This window comes from Spirosoma fluminis (genome assembly GCF_054778895.1).
The window spans coordinates 193,371-210,920 of record NZ_BAAGZD010000007.1 but is presented as its reverse complement, the minus strand read 5'-3'; the positions used below and the strand labels follow the sequence as shown (position 1 = coordinate 210,920).

Sequence of the window (17,550 nt, the reverse complement as noted above, 5' to 3'; positions counted from 1 at the left end):
CCTAAAACCGGGCCTGTCCTACTCTAACAGGCGTTTCTTTTATAACAAAGGCTCATCAACCTGCGTATCGAAAACGCCCGTCAGCACGCGCCCATTGCGCTTCACCTGCACCCAGATACGATAGTGCCCCGCCCTCGGAAACGCATAGGGAAACTGCACCATATTGTTGGTCGCCATCGTATGATCCATCTGGGGCATAGCTGCCATTAGCATTCGATTTTTCTCAGCCTCGGGCAACGTTTTCAGCTTAGCTACGTACGTATCGATACTGTCGCGGAAATGCTTTGCATCGGGGTAATGGAATGTCCGGGACGTATCAGCAATGCGCCCAACCAGCGACTCTTCGGCAGCCATCGAATACGTACCGACCGGGTGAAGGTGGATGTAAACGGAACCGTCGGAACGTAAGATTGCCGCGTGACCGCCCATACCCAAATACGGCTCCAGCGCAGCGGCTTTGCCCTGCGAATCAGCTACGGCAAATTTCAGGTTATACAATTTCCCGGACTCCAGCACTTTGCCGGGTTTATCCATCCAAAGCATCGTTGACCCGTCATCGAGCTTCACACTGGCGCCGGGCTTACCGCAGACAACCATGTCGTTGTCCAGGTGCGGTACGTTTAAGGCATTCGCCTTTATACCCATTGGTTCGGTCACGACCCAACTATCATCGGAGTCGGTGAGCTTAGCCGCTGCGGCTGCACTCGCATCTAGTTTCAACGACGGCACCTCAACCGTATCGGTCAGCGTTTCGGTAAAGCCGCTCCGGTATACTATGTCGGCGTAGATTAAATAGCGTCCGCCCGGCAACAGCGGCAGCTTTGACTCGTAATGCAACGTATCGCGTCGCTCCGGGTGAAGGTGCGCAAAGGCATCAAGCCCCGGCGTCCGCACCATAAATACGTGCATCAACTTACCATGATCGGGTAGAATATAGCTCAGCATCCGGCGCTTTTGCCAGTTTTTACCGAAACCCGTTGTGTCCAGCTTTATAGTCAGTTGCGGTTGCGACTCCGCCCCGCGAACCGACGCATGAATCGGCATTGGCTGATAAAGCTGCTCGTTGCGATACTCCTCGGCCGAGCTGTTCCACCAGGACCGCCAGCCCGTTAGCATCAACGCCAGCACAACAGCCCCAACGCCCATACCGACCAAACGGCGACGACGTAATGTGGCTGGTATTGCTTGTCCAGGGACAACAACACCGTCGGCATTACTGGCTCCGATGATGGTGATCATCATCACAACCAGCAGCAAACCCAATAAGGCTAACCCGATACCCGTACCTTCGGGCATAGTACGCATAGCGGTGGCCACTGACATCACCGGCACCACCACCGTTTCGTGACCATCCGGCCCGTTCAGTTCAATCTCGATACTCGACGAACCCGAATCCATCAGCCACAAGTCGCCGGTATACCGATTGTTCTCTACCCGCGTCAGTTCATCATGGCCAGGCGACCCTTCGTCACCCGATCGGAAATATACCGGCCGCGCCCCCAGCTGATTCACGCGCCCCTGCTCCACAAATACAGTAACCTGAGCCGTGCCGGGCACCACATCGGGCGGCTGAACACTGATCAGAAGCCGGTATTTACCAGCCTGTTTCTGCACGATCACGCCCGCACTGCCGACGTGCGCTTCCGCACTGGGCGAAAGGGTGAATAAGTAAATGAGCGACAGAAGCAGTACAAACCACTTTCGACTATATCTGATTTTCATGTTTTCAGTATTCACAGTTTTTAGCGCACCACCCGTTTCATCCAGTTCCCCCACAGCAAACCGATTCGAGCCGAAAGCGTGGCGTATATCAATGCTTTTCCGAAGCCAATCCAGAAATCAGTGGCTGTCTGCGTATGCCAGGGCGCAAAGGCGTATCGATATTCCCAGTCCGGTGGGCTGTCATACCCCCACGAATAGGATAAGAAAAATCCATTACGAGCCAAGGGAGATACTTGCAGGAACTCCCCGAAAGGCCATTGCACGACCAGGAATACGAACATGAACGCAACGGCCAGCAAGCCCGCCAGAAGCCAGTCGCTCCATTTGCGACCCTCCCCGTTCGATCTGTCAAAACGGTGCATGAGCCAATCAACCACAAAGGCCGGAATAATCAGTAACAGGGGAAAATGGAACGGCTGGTAGTGCGTGATCGGATTGAGCACCGGGCCGAGTCGTGGAGTGGCCGGAAAGTTTTGCAGTATCCAGCTTGGCACAACTAACACCAGCATATACACACCGGCAATGGCTGTGATTGACCAGCGCAGTAACGACGCCCGGCCGACGGCCAGCAGAAAGAACGGAAAAATAATGGCCGCCGTGGCATAATAGCTTGACTGATGGGATTCGTACGGCCCTAACGACTCCGAAGCCAGCCCAAACAGCATCGTTAATAACAGTCCGGCACTGATGGCAAATAACCACTTCAATCGGTTTACGGCTGGTTGTGGTGACCCGGCAAGGTCACGGTATTTGTTTTGCAACGCCAATACGCCCACCATAGCCCCGAACTGCACCGTCATAATACCAATGATCAGGATCGTGTGGGGCGGGGTAAGAATCTGCACATCCAGCCCGTAGGTATTGTGCCACCAATCGTCGAACGGGGCCGACGTTAGCATGGCCAGCGCGCCCCATACCGAAAACATGGCCCCCAGCGGCCCATAAAAAACACCCCAGAACGGCACTGCATTGATACGTCCCGGATGGTTTCTGACCAGCGTAAGCCGTAAAATCTGATACGTCGAAAACAGGCCGGACACGATAGCGCCAACGTAGATAACGACGTGAGGGGGAGCAAACAGTCCGTCCCGGCCGATGCTGATATGCCACATAATGTCCCAGAGCAAGCCCCAGACGACGCAGAGCGAGGCAAAAATTACGGCGTAGATATAGGGAGGAATGGACGTACTGGCCTGAGCTATTAGCGTAGTCGACGGCCTAGTTTCGGCCTGCTGGTGAGCAGGTTGAAAGGAGGAAGGAATAGCGGATTCCATAGACAACAGATTTTGAGAATGGGCTATGAAAGATAAAAATAAGGTAGCGGTTTAACACATAAACCCTAGCTGAACCAGCGTAAAAATGATCTGAACCGACAAAAAACTTGACAAGATGTACCGAACATAGACAACTGATACTGAACAGCTTCTGGCATTTTGAGTTAGTGGAACAATATGTTAGCTGATTTAGCCCGTTATTCGTATAAGAATTTCCTGCGTTCACCGCCATGCGACTTTTGCCGAATTCCCCTCTAAGACATCTCATTGCTACGTTACCCTTATTCATCAGCTTAACTTTTCTGATGAGTGGATGTATTCCCGACTTTCTGGCGTCTGACCCGGACTGGGTGGTCATCGAAGAAGGCGATCACGAACCCCTGCCCAAACGTAAAGTGGGCGTGGTTATCGCGCCGGAAGAGATTTCGGCAACCGTTACCTTCGATAGCTCCTGCATTTACGACCTTGGCGCGGTCGATGCCGACGACTGGAACAAGGTAATTGGCTTGGGGTTTGTGGGTTCTAAAGATCAGGACGTAACAACCGGCGTTCCTCCCCATCAGGTAGATGGTGTGCGGGTAGGCTGGCGATGGAACTCCCAACGTGGCCGTATTGACCTGGGCGCTTACATCTACGTTGCCGGAAAACGAACCGATTTTAAAGTTGCCGAAGCGTTTATCAACGTACCGACGAAACTGACGATCAAGATCGATTACAACCGAAAAATGTATCAGGTAATCGGTGGTCAGACGGTACCGTTTACGCATAACAAGACCTTCGCGTATAAAACGGGCTTATACTTCGGCGGTAACCAGCCCGCTCCTCACCGCATCCGGGTCAAGATCGAGGATTAAACCTACACGCGCTTCTTTGACCGTTTCTTCGTATCTGCGAAAGTAAGTTGATTTGCCTATCGCCAGAAGCTAAGCTGAATACCGGAAAGTGGTTGCTGGCACGTAGCGCGGCTACGCGTCAGTCTTTTACAATTCGCGCTACGTTAAATCACCTGCCAGACACCGTACACGCTGACGCTTAGTATCGAGAGGATACTAAGCCATAGCCAAAGATCGTAGACAATGGATGGTTTCAGGATGGTGGGTAGTTGTCGATAACGAAACTGAATAGCCGCCCATACGACGACCAGCAGCAGCACCGACGTAGCGATACCGCCCAGGAGAATCATCAGTACGGGTAGTTTGATGAACAGAAACAGCAGACACCACAGCGCCGGAAATGCCCACGACAATGTAGCAATGGCCTTACGCCGAACGATTGGATCACCGAAATTGATCCAGCCCAGTTGGCCAAAGGCATCCGCAAAAATCCGTGACCAGCTGGCTGTTGCGGTAAAAAGTGTAGAATACAGGACAAAGAAAGCGCCGATCATAAATACCACCTTGGCACCAGGCCCCAACGTAACGGTAAACAGCCGCGACAGCGTTTCGACCATGGCATACCCTTCGGGTACGCCACCGCCTTCGTGCAGCAACGACGCGCCGAGTACATAAAAAGCTGCCGTAACCAGCGTGTACACCACCATAGAGCACAGGGCGTCCAGCGTCATCACCCGAATCCAGCCGCGGGCTCGCTCTGCCCATTCGGCCGTATCCTGATAAGGGCCCGTGTACGCGGCATAGCCTTTTTCAATGCACCAATACGTGTAATACATGATTTCGTCGCCACCAACCCCCGTAATTCCAAAAGCAGCCAGGGCAATGCCAACTGTGGCGGGCGGTAACGAAAAGGTAAACCCTTCGGCAAGCTGTGCCCCGCTGATGGCGTACTCAGTACGTTGCAGCATCAGGAGTGACACCAGAATCATGCCCGTGAACAGCAAAATCATGAGCAGCGACCCCTTCTCTACCCAGCTGTAATACCCCCGATAAATAAGCAAAGCAGCCGATGCTGCTGATAATAGGGCCCATACACTCGCGGATACGGCGGGAAAAGCCATATTCATTACCAACGCAACACCGCCTACAATGCCACCCACCTGCAAAACCTTCAGCGTCTGTAGACTTAACCAGAGCCAGATCGTCCAATGCCCTTGACCTAGTCGCGGCCCCGACAATCGGTTAAGTGACTGCATCGTCGGTAAGCCGCTATAAATGGCATTTTTGCCGAATTCGAGCTGCAAGGCCACTTTGACAAAACAGCTGACCAGAATTACCCAGAAAGCCACAAAACCTGCTTTAGCACCGAGTGCCGTGGTGGCAATCAACTCGCCCGAGCCAACAATAGCCGCCGATAAAATAAAGCCCGGCCCGAGGTGACTTAGTTGTCCTCGAAGCGTGGTGGGAGCGGGTTGAATCAGGCCAGACGAGCGGGTATATAAGTCAGCCGCAACCGGCGTCGGTGGTGTTGAAGAGCTAGAAGGCGTCAAGGCTGTCGGGATAGGGTTCGTTCTACGTAAAAAGTAGTAGAGGCTAAAGGACCTACCGTTCTGATTCTCAAATTACGTTGATTGCGTCATCCATAAAGAAAAATTGATTTCACTGGACTAAGCAGACCAATTTTGGTAGTTTGCCCACATGACGATTTCACCCTTCGACCTGATCCTGCTGCTAGGCGCTACGCAAGGCTTTATCCTGGCTTTGCTGCTATGGTCCAACCGGAAGGGTAATCGATTGTCGAATCGCTTATTAGCCGGGCTAATCGGCTTTATGGCGTTGATGAGCTTTTGCGTCGGTATACCTATTCCTAACCGATACGTTAGTTTGTTCATTGATCTGGTTCCAATGATCAATGCGATGCCCCTGGGTCCGCTGATTTACTTTTACACGAAGTCAGTACTTAACCCTGACTTCCGATTGGGTGAACGGGAACGGCGGCAGTTCTACCCCATTGTGCTTGACTGGGGTGGTAACTTAATTGCCTGGACGTTTGTGATCGGGGCAATTCTTCGTTTTTTTCCAGAGCAGGAAGGTCCCTCATGGGGGAATGTAATCAACGAATACAACACCTACGTCGATATTCCACGGTGGCTGTCCATGACCACCTACGTAGTGCTGGCGTACAACCGGCTCAATGCTCATTCGCGGTCCGAACGTGAATTCAGCGTTCGCTGGCTGCGCCAGTTTCTAACGATTCTGCTTGTATTTCAAGTCATCTGGCTAGTGCATCTGGTGCCGTACATCATTCCCGACACGCGTTCGGGGTTGCTGAACAAATTTGGCTGGTATCCGATTTATATCCCCATTACCGTTATGATCTACTGGCTGGGGTTAAAAGGGTATCTGGTTTCACGCAATAGCGCTGTGGAGCCCGTTGGCCGAAAAACCAGCCCAACCACCTTACCCAGTGAAACAGTAACGCAAGTTGCCGACTCATTGATAAAAATAATGGAATCAGATAAGCTGTACCTTGATCCCGAACTAACGGTTGAAAAGGTAGCCCGACGTTTACAGGTACCGGCTAGAACCATCTCGTTTGTGCTTAATCAGCATTTGCAAAAAAGCTTTAATACGTTCATCAACGAGTATCGTATTGAAGCGGTCAAGCAGCGATTAACTGATCCGGCCAGTGAACACCTTACCTTGACGGGAATTGCCTTCGAGTGCGGGTTCAATTCGCAGGCTACCTTCCAGCGAACGTTTAAACAGTTTACCCAGCTGTCTCCTTCGGCCTTTATGGCTCAGTTAGCTTCACCGTCGTCACGCCAATAAGCTGAAAAACTAACGTACCACCAATAAGACATTGGTGGTACGTTATAAAGGCTGGCACTATGTCCTGAGCGGAGTCGAAACGTTCCGCTATGGCGGAGCCTACCACTGGTAAATTATAGCTACCGGAAGCAAAGACAAACTTACCTTACGCTATAAGCTTTTTTACTGAAAAGCCGCGCGTAACTGCTTAGCGGCCAGTTCCTGTGCTTGGGCCGCTTCTGGCACAATAGCATACATGCCAAAAAATTCATGTGTCACACCCGTATATAGCTGGTAGGTAACAGGAATTTGAAGCGATTGTAGTTTATCGGCCAACTGTTTACCTTCTGATTGCAACGGGTCAATTTCAGCTCCAATAATAGTAGTTGGTGGTAAACCACTTAGATCAGCCACATCTACCAACGAAATTAGTGGACTATCACCGTCGGCTGGCGTGTTGAAATACTTGTCGACAAACCACTGGACTAAGGGCTTGCTCAAGGGCATTGCATTAGCGTATTTATTATAGGAGGGTGTATTCAGATCGTTATTGGCAACTGGGTACACGGACAAAATATGCACAGGCAAGCCCACTTCTTTCCGATCGCGGGCCATCATACTAACCGTTACAACCATGTTTCCCCCAGCACTTTCGCCTGCCACGGCAACTTTGTTCGCATTTCCATTCAGAGAAGCGGCATTCTGTTTTACCCATTTATAAGCCGCATAAGCATCTTCGTGAGCGATAGGAAATTTGTTTTCAGGAGCCTTACGGTACTCAACCGAAACCACAATTGCGCCCGTATTCTGAGCCAGTGCCAAAGTCGAATACTCGTATACTTCCGGATTAGCAATTACCCATCCACCGCCATGGTAATAGACAATAACAGGAGCCATCGGCGATGCGCCTACTGGTGTATACACGACCGCCCGAATGGGTACTCCTCCGGCACCTGGGATCATGCGTTCGCTCTTCGATACGCTGGCCTGAGGTTGGCTAATGCCATTCTTGCTGAGTAAGCTATTGACCGCATCCTTAAAGCTGGGTTTAGCACGCGCTTCCTGCGGGGTCAGCGTGTACAAGGGAACGGGATTTAGTCGCATCAACTCTTCGATAACAGCCAGATTTTGGGGTGTAATAGTCGGCCCCCAATCTGGTTTAGGACTGTTCGATTGAATACCTTGGCCTGGTAGAGGGATGCGGTGGTCCTGGCAGGAAGTCAGTGCAACAGTGAGCCCACAAAGAGCGAAAAAACAAAGACGGCATAAGCCATTCACGTAATTGGGTAAGTGGTTTTTCATCATGTTGAGTATTTATGTACAACCCTTAACCTGGTTCTACCTGGTTTGTTCAGTAAATACGACGGAAAGCGCTTTGTAACCAGACAAATTGATTAAGCGACTTTTTGACTTATAAGACAACTCCAGCTATGATGCTAAGTGAGCGATGCTCAAGAACTGATCCATTTTTCCTTTTACCCCAGTCTTTACAGAGGACAAGAGAGTCTATAATTGTAAATAGACGTAGCCTCTCTATAGTCTGGGTGTATGATATAGGGTACAAGTACACACAAAACTCTGCTCAAATCCGGATTTGAGCAGATATAAGCAATCGGTTTAGCTTGTTTTGAGGCATAAACCAACGTCCGATGAAAGCCCTCCTCTGTCTTTTATTCTTAATTCCATTGTTAGCCAATGCCCAGCCTGCAATCGATTCGTTAGCTGGCAAAACGCTGCAACCAGCCGATATGCAGGCCGACTTCCGTTATCTGCGTCGGATGCTCGAAGAAACGCATCCGGGTTTGTATCGCTATACGTCCAAGTCGGTCATGCAGGCAAAACTGGATAGCATCGACCGCAGTCTGAATCAGCCGATGTCGTTTTATGCTTTTTATAAAACCATTGCGGCCCTCATGGCCGACATTCGCTGTGCGCACACGCATGCTCTACCCTATAAGAAGTATAGCGAGCAGTTCATGCACACGCTGAAAACGATTCCGTTTTTCCTGTTTCCGTCTGAGAAGCGAGCTTACGTATTGATGAATGGCACGACCGACCAAACCATCAAACCCGGCTTTGAACTTCTCAGCATCAATGGCCAACCTATGGAAAGCATCCGGCAGCAAGTGGCTCGCTATTACTGGGCGGATGGCTACATTGAATCGGCTAAAGCAGCTACGCTGAAAGGTGAATTATTCGCGTTGTTCTACTACTGGTTCATTGATCGACCGGACACGTTCAAGCTCACGTTCCGCACCATGACCGGTGATACCGTCCGGTTCGAGACACCCGCAACATCATTCGGTGCTTCGCTGCCAATCATGAAGAAAAACCCCGTCAACAAACAGATGGTAGCCTGGTACGTAACGAAAACACCCAAGCGTCCGTGGCGGCTCTATTTTCCGGATACCCTGGCTAGTACAGCCTATCTACGGCTTGATGGCTTCGGCAGTAAAGGCATCAACAGTAACGAAGAGGCCGTCCGGGTGTTTAATCAGTTCATGGACAAGAGTATGAGCAGAATTCAGAAGAAGCAGTCCAAAAACCTGATTGTCGATGTTAGAGCGAACACCGGCGGCTGGGATAGTCAGGGCATCGAACTACTTACGTATCTCCTCAAAGCCGACACCGCCGTAGCTTATTACGCCCGGCAGCACAGCATAACGGATAATGCGGATTCTGAGTTTATCAGACTCTCCGATCTCTCCGAAGCCGATCGTAAAAACGTAGAGAACGAGTTGATTCCCGAGCCCGACGGTACGTTTACGCTCAAACAAGGTAGTGATACACGCGAACCAAAACGGTACGTCCCTAAATCGAACCGCTTCAAAGGTCAGGTGTACATTCTGATGGACGGCCAGAGTGCCTCTACGGCATCGGAGTTTCTGGCCGTTGCCCACGCGAACCGGGTAGGTGTGTTTGTGGGTGAAGAATCGGGCGGAGCCTACGAAGGGGGCAACGGCAGCAGCTTTGTCCATCTTGAACTACCCAAGTCGGGTATACAGGTCAGTACTCCTTTGGTGTATTACAACACCGCCGTACCGACACCGAAGCAGAAAGGCCGTGGTACCATGCCCGATTATTCGGTACCCCTTACCATCAGCCATATTCTGAACCACACGGCTCCTCAATTCAATTTGGTCAAAGAGTTGATTCAGAAGCAAAGCCGATTATCCGATTGAAGTCAATTAGTCGCGAGAAAAAGAAAAGGTAAACAGCAGATTTTTGGGTTGCAAGTCTTTCAACAACAGGTATAGCACAACTTCGCCCAGCCACCGTCGGACAATGAAATCGTTAGCCCTGATTTTACCGCTGTCTCTATTACTCATTAGCCAGAAAATTACCGTATCTCCCGTTGTAGAAACGGACATAAAATCAGACAGTACGTGGAAGCTGGTATGGGCTGACGAGTTCAATACCGACGGTGCCCCCAACCCTAAAAACTGGAAGTTTGAGCAGGGCTTTGTCCGAAATAACGAACTCCAGTGGTATCAATCCCAAAATGCGCGTTGCCAGGGTGGCGTGTTAGTTATTGAAGGACGGCGTGAGCGCAGGGCTAATCCGATGTATCGAGCTGGCAGCACCGATTGGAAAACAAAACGCCAATACATTAACTATACGTCCTCCTGCTTACAAACCGCGGGCTTGCACAGCTGGAAATATGGCCGCTTCGAAATGCGGGGACGTATTGAAACCCGTTCCGGCCTATGGCCCGCTTTCTGGACGCTGGGTGTAGCTGGAGAGTGGCCGTCTAACGGCGAAGTCGACATCATGGAGTACTACCGAAACAAACTGCTGGCGAACGTGGCCTGGGCAACAAACAAGCGCTACACGGCCGAATGGCGAACAAAAACAAAACCCATCAACTCGTTCAACGATCCTGATTGGGAAAAGAAGTTCCACGTCTGGCGCATGGACTGGACCGAAACGGCTATCGACTTGTATGTTGATGATTTGTTGCTGAACCATGTCGATCTCAACGAGACAACTAATGGCGACGGTTCAAACATCAACCCATTTCACCAACCGCATTATATCTTACTAAATCTGGCCATCGGTGGTGATAACGGCGGTGACCCTGCTGCGACTCCGTTTCCAAGCAAATACGAAGTCGACTACGTACGCGTCTATCAGAAATGAGCCGTTAATTAAACCAGCGCTCTCTCTTAGCGGTTAGGAACGCATGGCTACCTACAAACATCTTCACGACTGGACAAATATCTCACCTGCCGAGGCTGTTGCGCTCCAACAGCAACTGCGTTCGCAGATACGTATTGAACCGCTAACGAAAACGCCCCAAACCATTGCGGGCTGCGACATTTCGTTTAACAAGTTCGAGGAGACCGTCTACGCTGGCATTGTGGTGCTGAATCTGGAAACGCTGGAGACGGTTGAGGAAGTCGGCGTAATCAGTTCGGCTACCTTTCCTTACGTACCGGGATTGTTATCCTTTCGCGAAATTCCGTCGCTGCTCGAAGCGTGGCAGAAATTGAAGACCGAGCCTGACGTTGTCATGTTTGACGGTCACGGCACAGCGCATCCGCGCCGGATTGGAATCGCTTCACACGCGGGTCTGTTTCTGAACCGGCCCACATTTGGCTGCGGGAAATCGGTACTGGTCGGTAAGTACGAAGAACCCGCCCTGGAACGTGGTTCGTGGTCGCCGATGATGCATTACAAAGACGTAGTGGGTGCGGCACTACGTACTAAGAACAAAGTCAATCCGGTATACGTATCGCCCGGCCACCTAATTGATTTGGAAACCGCCATCGCCCTTACCCTGCAATGCGACGGCGGCTACCGAATTCCCGAACCCACTCGACGAACGCACAATCTGGTCAATGCCTTGCGAAGAGGTGAGCGCCAGCCCGATTAAGCAATTAATTGACATTCAACGACCGCTCTCTAAAAAATATGCGCAATGAGTGTTAGCTAAAGCGTAACTTTTTACGACAATCAGGTTCATCGGCAAACGGCAACGTCTTGTCACCAAGATCAATTGTTGTAAACAAACTTTAGTTATGAAAACTGCCTTTCTAATCACCTCATTGTTACTCAGCGCAACCTGGGCTAAAGCACAGGCTGATTCAGCTTCAACACCTATGACAGTGTTCACCGTCGTGGAACAGCCACCCGCGTTTCCGGGAGGTATGGCTAAATTAAGTACATACCTCCGACAGAATCTGCGTTATCCCGAAGCGGCCCAAAAGGCAGGTATCAAAGGCCGCAGCTTTGTTAAATTTCTAGTCGCTGATACAGGTGAGATAAAAGACGTACAGCTCATAAAGAGCCTGAGTCCGGAACTCGATGCTGAAGCTATACGGGTTGTTAGTGAAATGCCGCGCTGGTCACCCGGTCGCCAAAATGGCAGACCAGTTAATGTGGCTTATAATCTGCCGATCAATTTTCCTTGATGAAAGATGATAGTCACCCTTGTCATCACGACTTCTCCTCTCCGAGCCTATAATCTGGCCTAGTCACTTAGGCGCAGGGGAGTTCAGGAAATAAATATAGTTATTCCAGCTAATCATTTACCAAGAGCCATCGATTATCGCTTAATACCTCTGTTAATAGCGATAGTTTATCCTCCCACCCCGTCCTGGCACCGTACGTTGATAGTAAGGTATTTAAGTCTTCGCATAAGGATACGAAGTAATCTTTTCGCTCAAGTTTCTCAGTTTCTGAGCTAAAGTAAAGTTGAGAGGCTGCTCCCATAGCCTGGCGAAGCACAATCTCTTCGTTGTGTGGGTAGGCCTGAGCTAGGCCTGCCAGCTCAGCGTACCGAGCTTCGGCCTGAGCCTACTGCTGAGCGGTGCCGTAGGACGTAGTCAAATTATAGTGTAAGCCTGACCAGTCTATCCAGGTTAATTCATCCGTTATGGTAGGTCGGCTGTTTTCCAGGTAAGCACGCGACTTTTTACCTGAAAAATTGGGAAAGTCACTGCATGTCAACCAAATTGTCCACCAAGCCCCGGTTGATCCATCATCCCATGCAGTCTGTAAGAGCGCCTTTACGGTATCTTCACCAATAAAATCGTCATTCAGTAGTTGGTCAATGCGTTTCAACACATAGTATTCACCGATCAAATCTGGCTGTAGCCCTTCGTACACCTTCTCTGTTTCCCCTTCTGGTGAGTCGTTCTCTTTAATGTTGGATAGGCGCTCGTACAAGTCCGTATCTGGTCGGCGTTCGGGCAGCCACTCTATTCCGCGTTTAAAAATATCAGCTAACCGTTGTGCTGATAACCCCCGTGTCAATGTTGTCAGAACCAACAGGTTTTTATGTCCTTCGCGACACCGTTCATCCTGCCATTTTGGGTGGTGTCTCCATACATTATTTTCTTCACGCTGTAATAGATTGTCCAGCAGATCGTGCACATCCCACCGGCGAATATCCTCACCATCAGCTAAGGCCATTCCCGTCAAAAATGCAAAAAGCGGTCTGCCTTCAGAATCGATCTGGGCTATTTTTTCTAAGGTATACTCCCGGCTAACCTTTACCAGTTTATGCTGCTTGCGGTGTACTTCCGTTATTATTTGCCAGCAGTTTGTATCGTCGAAAGGGCGTAAGGCCAATACCTGATGCGGACTAGCAGCATAATAACTACATTCGGCTACATTGCGGTCAGCTAAAAATCGATTCCACCAGTCGTCACGGGTTTCGCGCTCTAGCAACAACACACGTACTGGCTGCTTTAAGAGCTTATTTTGAGCATTAATATTAAGGTCCGCAATCATTTGCCTGACTGGCTCTGCATAAGCAGCTACATAATCTACGACCAGTAGGGTTGGGTAAGCCGGTCGCCAATTACTCCAATCGAACGTAGCAATATGGCGGCCTTCCAGAAAACCAACATGGTGGTTTACGCATCGGGCTTCTAGGCAAAATTCCAGTGCCAAGCGACTCTTTCCCATACCACCAGGCCCAGTGATCAGCCACCAAAGCATTTTTCGGCTAGACTGGTCATTCAGGAACCCCATAACTGGTTGATCTCCTCTTCACGGCTAATAAAACTTGTATAACGTAAAGCGTACTGGTAACTGAATGAAGTAGGAAGGTTATCAGGATTTAAATCGGGAATGTTTAATACAGGCTCATACCGTTCGTCGATACGCTGTTTAAAATCGGCAAAATCATTAACAAAAACTTGTAAGTCAACCCGTAGCTTCCGTAATGAGTCATAGATCAACTGCTGCGACTGTGCAATCTGTCGCAATAAATCGGTATGTTCTTGCTGAACCTGTTCAACATCATTAAGAGCTTGGCTAATCTCTTGCAGAACAACAGCGTTATCTTGATTAACCCTGGCACTATACTCTAAGAGGTGAATGAAGTAAGCCGTTTTTGCCTTATCATTTCCTTTCAGTTCTTCATTGATGTACCGCTGAGCATATGGCTCCAAATTCTTAAGCAGAAACTCGATCAGCTTTTGGCTTGTTTCATCAGTCAATACAAGAATAAATACGTCGGCAATACCCCCAACCTCGGTTGGTTCATTGTTTGCAGGTAATTCATGTACTCGTTTTAACAAATTGTCGAAAAATTCTGACCGATCAAGTATGTATTCGTTTACTAGATCATCAGTTAATTCCTTATGGCTGATATGATAGATCAGCGATCGAAAGTATAACCTGATTTGGTCAGCCTCCTGGTTTGATAGCGTCTCTTGGGCAAAAAAATCTGTTTGTAGTTCAGCTAATGCATGGCCCATACCACCTTGCATGGCTCCTTGCAAGTCATGGTTAATTCCAAAATGAGCATTACTTCGGATCTCTTTGTAATAGTCGCTTAGCTTACCGGAAGCTAAGCTGCTGACGATCTCACAAGCCCCACCAATGTGTTCGGCTCCGACGCCCACAGTAGCAAGTGCTGCTGCCAGTTCTGTGCTGCCAGTTAAGTGCTTAGATAACGCGGTAATCCCTAACCAAAGACCAAACTTACCTAATGACGGTAACGCTTTCTGTAAAGCGGGGGAAGTTGACATGTTTGTAAACTGATGTGGTAGTATTGTCTTACCAAACTAGCCAATGAAGCTGTTTAAACTTTCGTTTTACGTTTGATTTTGCGCAGGAAAATGACTGAGAATGCGATAAAATGCAGGCTCATCCAGTTTTTTACGGAAAATTCAAACCGCACTAACAGGGCCTTCAAGCCATCCATCCAAGCATTGGCATGTTCGATCACCGAACGATCCGCATACAGTTCCCCATCGAACACATGCGTACCCGTTTGGTAAGGGAGTTGGGCGGAGTTGACCGAATTACGCCTGTTCGCTTTCACATTGGCGATGATTTCTTCCTTTTCACAAGCCGCTTTAAAATCAACTGAGTCAAAGCCGGGGTCGGCATTTAGAAACAAGCCTTTCAAATCAAGACCTGCTTCTTTGAGAAGGCTACAGATTTCGTCAAACAACGCTTGAATTTGAAACAGATCGTGTTGCTGCCCTTCTTGAGGTGTGGACATGGCCAACATAACGCCCTGACTATCTGAGATAAACAACGCATTGGTGGTCTTGCAGGCTTTTCGGCCTTGAAAGCCCACCGCATCTCCCCCGTTTTTTGCCGGGCTATGGCTACCATCAAATTCGACACTTGACAGATTCAGAAATTTGCGGTTTTTGAGCAGGATATTGACCCAAATGGTGCGCCAACAGTCGGCCTTACTCCCTTTATTGTAGTAGTAAAAGACCGAATTCCAATGCAAAACGTTGTCGGTAAAGAACTCTTTAGTAGGCAACTCTCGCCACTGGCAACCAGTTTTCAGGCGATGAAAAATACATTCTACAATTTCACTAAGGGGTACGGTGGTCTCAAAACCGCGCGTTCCGATGGAGAGATGTGGCAAAATCCATTTTTCAATCATAGCTTTGTCAATAATCCCCATTGCTGTGTTTATTTGAAGTTCGCACCTCAAAATTCATACGGTTTTGGGGATTTTTTGTAAAGTTTAAACAGCTTCAATGTTTACGACATGTCAGTAATTAAACTCACTATGTTTTTCTAATCAATAACTATTCTCTTCGAGCTTCACCTTGCCCCGAAAGGTCCAGAACATAAACAGCATATACGTACGTGCATAGTGATACAGACGAAGAACAGAACAGCGAGGAAGGTTTTGTTCTGTTGGTGGTATACCACCAACAGAACGAGAAGAAACAGTAAATTTGTTATAGATTACAAAGCAAAATCAGTTTAGCTATGCAACAACTAAGTGGCTTGAATGACGTGCAGCTCAGTTTATTACGAATGTTCAACCGACAGATGAGCTACGAAGAGTCCGTCGAAATTAGAGATTTACTGGCGAAACACTATGCCGAAAAACTTTTCGATGAAGTAGACAATGTAGTTGCCAGGAAGAACATTACAGAAGCCGATTATGAAACCCTCCGTAATCAGCATCAGCGCACTAAGTCTAACCAGGAATGACCTTTTCAGATCTGCCCTCCCTTCCTCTGGTCGTTATTGACACAAATGTTCTCATCGCGACAATCAATCGCAGGAACACAGAATTTTTTGTATACGAAGCGTTTGCCGCTAAAAAGTTCACTTGGGTTGTTAGCACCGAAATCCTGAATGAGTACGCCGAAAAATTGACGGAGTTTTACTCACAAAACACAGCGAATTATATAATCGATATTTTATGCACTGCCACCAATGTGACATTTCATGAGCCCTTTTATCGCTGGAGGTTGATCGAAGTCGATCCGGATGACAATAAGTTTTCAGACCTCGCTCTATCTGCGAATGCTTATTGTTTAGTTACGTTCGATAATCACTTCAATTTATTCAAATCGCTCCCATTTCCTTCGCTTCGAATAATGGCCCCTAATGAGTTTAAGCAGTTTCTTGACCGATAAACCGCCCTACACTCATTCAATAACTGTGCTCTTCGAGCTTCACCTTGCCGCGGAATGTCCAGAACATAAACAGCGTGTACGTAGCGACCAGCGGCATACCGATGAAGGCGAACAGCAGCATCGTGCGCAGTGAGCCATCCGACGAAGCGGCTTCGTAAATACTGATGTGTCCTTTCGGATCAGCATTTGACAGTACAAGGTTCGGATAGAGTCCCATCGCGAATAGAATTAACAGCAGCGCTGTCGTAATCGCCGATGAAACAAACCCACGGCGGTACTGCCGCTTCTCGATACTCCGACGGATGTTCAGCACGATCAGAACGGCCGCGACCGGCAAAACGAACAGTTCCGGATAGGCTTTAAAAATGGCCGTCATGTGCGGCACGTAAATCAGCGTTGCCAACGACGTTGCGATAAAGCACAGGATGAAAAACTTACTCGTGTTGTTCGCAATGATGGTTAGCTTGGCGTACAGCCGGTCCTCCGTTTTCATGATGAGGTACATCGCTCCGTGCATCATAAACAGCGCTAGAACCGTAACGGCGATCAACCCAGCATAGGGATTAAAAAAATCGCTTAATCGACCGATAAACTCGTGATCAGCATTCAACGGAATACCCTGAATCAGATTACCTAGAATCAGACCCAGCAGAAGAGAAATCGCGATGCTGGACACTGAGTAACTAACGTCCCACAGCGTTCGCCACCACTTCATCTCTTCTTTGCTCCGAAACTCGATCGAAATTGCCCGGAAGATGATGGCGACCAGAAACAGAATGAACGGCAGATAGAAAACCGACAAAATAGTACCGTATACCAACGGGAAAGCCGCAAACAATGAGCCTGCTCCAATCACAAGCCAGACTTCGTTCCCATCCCAAACGGGCCCAATGGCATTGAGCGCAATGCGACGGCTTTGCTCTTTACGAAAAAACAGGTGGAGCGCCCCGGCACCAAGGTCGAAGCCGTCCAGGATGCCGTAACCGCTAATGAGTGCGCCAATCAGCAAAAACCACCAGGTTGGCAAATCTATACCAAGAACAGTATCCATAG

16 protein-coding genes are annotated in these 17,550 nt (G+C 49.1%); 8 read left to right on the top strand and 8 right to left on the bottom strand.

The features are described 5' to 3' along the window. Positions 1 to 39: 39 nt before the first annotated feature. Entirely contained in the window at positions 40 to 1,722 is a 1,683-nt protein-coding gene (locus tag ACYVBJ_RS12505; protein WP_460982633.1) for a hypothetical protein, read from the bottom strand. A gap of 20 nt (positions 1,723 to 1,742) precedes the next feature. After that, positions 1,743 to 2,996: a hypothetical protein gene (locus tag ACYVBJ_RS12500; protein ID WP_460982632.1), complete on the bottom strand. Its 1,254-nt coding sequence runs from the start codon at positions 2,994 to 2,996 to the stop codon at positions 1,743 to 1,745. Between the two features lie 305 nt (positions 2,997 to 3,301). On the opposite strand from ACYVBJ_RS12500, the gene ACYVBJ_RS12495 reads away from it, so the two are divergent. Next, complete coding sequence (locus tag ACYVBJ_RS12495; protein WP_460982631.1) at positions 3,302 to 3,850, top strand: hypothetical protein; 549 nt, start codon at positions 3,302 to 3,304, stop codon at positions 3,848 to 3,850. Positions 3,851 to 3,993: 143 nt separating this feature from the next. Here ACYVBJ_RS12495 and ACYVBJ_RS12490 read toward each other — a convergent pair whose 3' ends face one another. Then, on the bottom strand, positions 3,994 to 5,379 hold the full coding sequence (locus ACYVBJ_RS12490; protein WP_460982630.1) for an Nramp family divalent metal transporter: 1,386 nt from the start codon (positions 5,377 to 5,379) through the stop codon (positions 3,994 to 3,996). A 148-nt stretch (positions 5,380 to 5,527) separates the two neighbouring features. On the opposite strand from ACYVBJ_RS12490, the gene ACYVBJ_RS12485 reads away from it, so the two are divergent. Then, positions 5,528 to 6,661 (top strand): helix-turn-helix domain-containing protein, encoded by a 1,134-nt coding sequence (locus tag ACYVBJ_RS12485; RefSeq protein ID WP_460982629.1) that lies wholly within the window; start codon positions 5,528 to 5,530, stop codon positions 6,659 to 6,661. A 162-nt stretch (positions 6,662 to 6,823) separates the two neighbouring features. On the opposite strand, the gene ACYVBJ_RS12480 is transcribed toward ACYVBJ_RS12485, so the two are convergent. Then, on the bottom strand, positions 6,824 to 7,744 hold the full coding sequence (locus ACYVBJ_RS12480) for an alpha/beta hydrolase (protein WP_460982628.1): 921 nt from the start codon (positions 7,742 to 7,744) through the stop codon (positions 6,824 to 6,826). 545 nt (positions 7,745 to 8,289) lie between these two features. On the opposite strand from ACYVBJ_RS12480, the gene ACYVBJ_RS12475 reads away from it, so the two are divergent. From ACYVBJ_RS12475 to ACYVBJ_RS12460, 4 genes are all read left to right on the top strand, one after another. Next, the gene (locus ACYVBJ_RS12475; protein WP_460982627.1) at positions 8,290 to 9,822 is read left to right on the top strand and encodes a S41 family peptidase; all 1,533 of its coding nucleotides are present in this window, start codon (positions 8,290 to 8,292) and stop codon (positions 9,820 to 9,822) included. Between the two features lie 103 nt (positions 9,823 to 9,925). After that, positions 9,926 to 10,780, top strand: a complete 855-nt coding sequence (locus ACYVBJ_RS12470; protein WP_460982626.1) for a glycoside hydrolase family 16 protein — start codon at positions 9,926 to 9,928, stop codon at positions 10,778 to 10,780. A 43-nt stretch (positions 10,781 to 10,823) separates the two neighbouring features. Continuing rightward, positions 10,824 to 11,516: a deoxyribonuclease V gene (nfi, locus tag ACYVBJ_RS12465; RefSeq protein WP_460982625.1), complete on the top strand. Its 693-nt coding sequence runs from the start codon at positions 10,824 to 10,826 to the stop codon at positions 11,514 to 11,516. Positions 11,517 to 11,661: 145 nt separating this feature from the next. Continuing rightward, positions 11,662 to 12,054, top strand: a complete 393-nt coding sequence (locus tag ACYVBJ_RS12460) for an energy transducer TonB (RefSeq protein WP_460982624.1) — start codon at positions 11,662 to 11,664, stop codon at positions 12,052 to 12,054. Between the two features lie 385 nt (positions 12,055 to 12,439). On the opposite strand, the gene ACYVBJ_RS12455 is transcribed toward ACYVBJ_RS12460, so the two are convergent. The 3 genes from ACYVBJ_RS12455 to ACYVBJ_RS12445 are packed head-to-tail and all read right to left on the bottom strand — an operon-like array spanning position 12,440 to position 15,524. After that, positions 12,440 to 13,621, bottom strand: coding sequence for a hypothetical protein (locus ACYVBJ_RS12455; protein WP_460982623.1), 1,182 nt, complete (start codon positions 13,619 to 13,621; stop codon positions 12,440 to 12,442). After that, positions 13,609 to 14,625 carry a hypothetical protein gene (locus tag ACYVBJ_RS12450; RefSeq protein ID WP_460982622.1) on the bottom strand — a complete coding sequence of 339 codons (1,017 nt, stop codon included), beginning with the start codon at positions 14,623 to 14,625 and terminating at the stop codon, positions 13,609 to 13,611. The genes ACYVBJ_RS12455 and ACYVBJ_RS12450 overlap by 13 nt, the downstream gene beginning before the upstream one ends. Before the next feature lie 53 nt (positions 14,626 to 14,678). Beyond that, complete coding sequence (locus tag ACYVBJ_RS12445) at positions 14,679 to 15,524, bottom strand: transposase (RefSeq protein ID WP_460982621.1); 846 nt, start codon at positions 15,522 to 15,524, stop codon at positions 14,679 to 14,681. Between the two features lie 314 nt (positions 15,525 to 15,838). Between ACYVBJ_RS12445 and ACYVBJ_RS12440 the strand changes: the two genes are divergently transcribed. Together ACYVBJ_RS12440 and ACYVBJ_RS12435 are read left to right on the top strand one after the other, a co-directional pair. Further along, a complete protein-coding gene (locus tag ACYVBJ_RS12440) occupies positions 15,839 to 16,066 on the top strand; it encodes a hypothetical protein (RefSeq protein WP_460982620.1) in 228 nt (75 codons plus the stop codon). Beyond that, entirely contained in the window at positions 16,063 to 16,497 is a 435-nt protein-coding gene (locus tag ACYVBJ_RS12435; protein WP_460982619.1) for a putative toxin-antitoxin system toxin component, PIN family, read from the top strand. Before ACYVBJ_RS12440 ends, ACYVBJ_RS12435 begins: the two co-directional genes overlap by 4 nt. Before the next feature lie 16 nt (positions 16,498 to 16,513). Here the strand turns inward: ACYVBJ_RS12435 and cydB are convergent, their stop codons facing one another. Beyond that, positions 16,514 to 17,548, bottom strand: a complete 1,035-nt coding sequence (gene cydB / locus ACYVBJ_RS12430) for a cytochrome d ubiquinol oxidase subunit II (RefSeq protein WP_460982618.1) — start codon at positions 17,546 to 17,548, stop codon at positions 16,514 to 16,516. Positions 17,549 to 17,550 lie beyond the last annotated feature (2 nt).

Bases quoted from the DNA above. Each gene is read 5' to 3' on its own strand.
- ACYVBJ_RS12505 (WP_460982633.1), bottom strand. From the start codon at position 1,722: ATGAAAATCAGATATAGTCGAAAGTGGTTTGTACTGCTTCTGTCGCTC.
- ACYVBJ_RS12500 (WP_460982632.1), bottom strand. From the start codon at position 2,996: ATGGAATCCGCTATTCCTTCCTCCTTTCAACCTGCTCACCAGCAGGCC.
- ACYVBJ_RS12495 (WP_460982631.1), top strand. From the start codon at position 3,302: ATGAGTGGATGTATTCCCGACTTTCTGGCGTCTGACCCGGACTGGGTG.
- ACYVBJ_RS12485 (WP_460982629.1), top strand. From the start codon at position 5,528: ATGACGATTTCACCCTTCGACCTGATCCTGCTGCTAGGCGCTACGCAA.
- ACYVBJ_RS12480 (WP_460982628.1), bottom strand. From the start codon at position 7,744: ATGCGACTAAATCCCGTTCCCTTGTACACGCTGACCCCGCAGGAAGCG.
- ACYVBJ_RS12475 (WP_460982627.1), top strand. From the start codon at position 8,290: ATGAAAGCCCTCCTCTGTCTTTTATTCTTAATTCCATTGTTAGCCAAT.
- ACYVBJ_RS12470 (WP_460982626.1), top strand. From the start codon at position 9,926: ATGAAATCGTTAGCCCTGATTTTACCGCTGTCTCTATTACTCATTAGC.
- nfi (WP_460982625.1), top strand. From the start codon at position 10,824: ATGGCTACCTACAAACATCTTCACGACTGGACAAATATCTCACCTGCC.
- ACYVBJ_RS12460 (WP_460982624.1), top strand. From the start codon at position 11,662: ATGAAAACTGCCTTTCTAATCACCTCATTGTTACTCAGCGCAACCTGG.
- ACYVBJ_RS12455 (WP_460982623.1), bottom strand. From the start codon at position 13,621: ATGGGGTTCCTGAATGACCAGTCTAGCCGAAAAATGCTTTGGTGGCTG.
- ACYVBJ_RS12450 (WP_460982622.1), bottom strand. From the start codon at position 14,625: ATGTCAACTTCCCCCGCTTTACAGAAAGCGTTACCGTCATTAGGTAAG.
- ACYVBJ_RS12445 (WP_460982621.1), bottom strand. From the start codon at position 15,524: ATGGGGATTATTGACAAAGCTATGATTGAAAAATGGATTTTGCCACAT.
- ACYVBJ_RS12440 (WP_460982620.1), top strand. From the start codon at position 15,839: ATGCAACAACTAAGTGGCTTGAATGACGTGCAGCTCAGTTTATTACGA.
- ACYVBJ_RS12435 (WP_460982619.1), top strand. From the start codon at position 16,063: ATGACCTTTTCAGATCTGCCCTCCCTTCCTCTGGTCGTTATTGACACA.
- cydB (WP_460982618.1), bottom strand. From the start codon at position 17,548: ATGGATACTGTTCTTGGTATAGATTTGCCAACCTGGTGGTTTTTGCTG.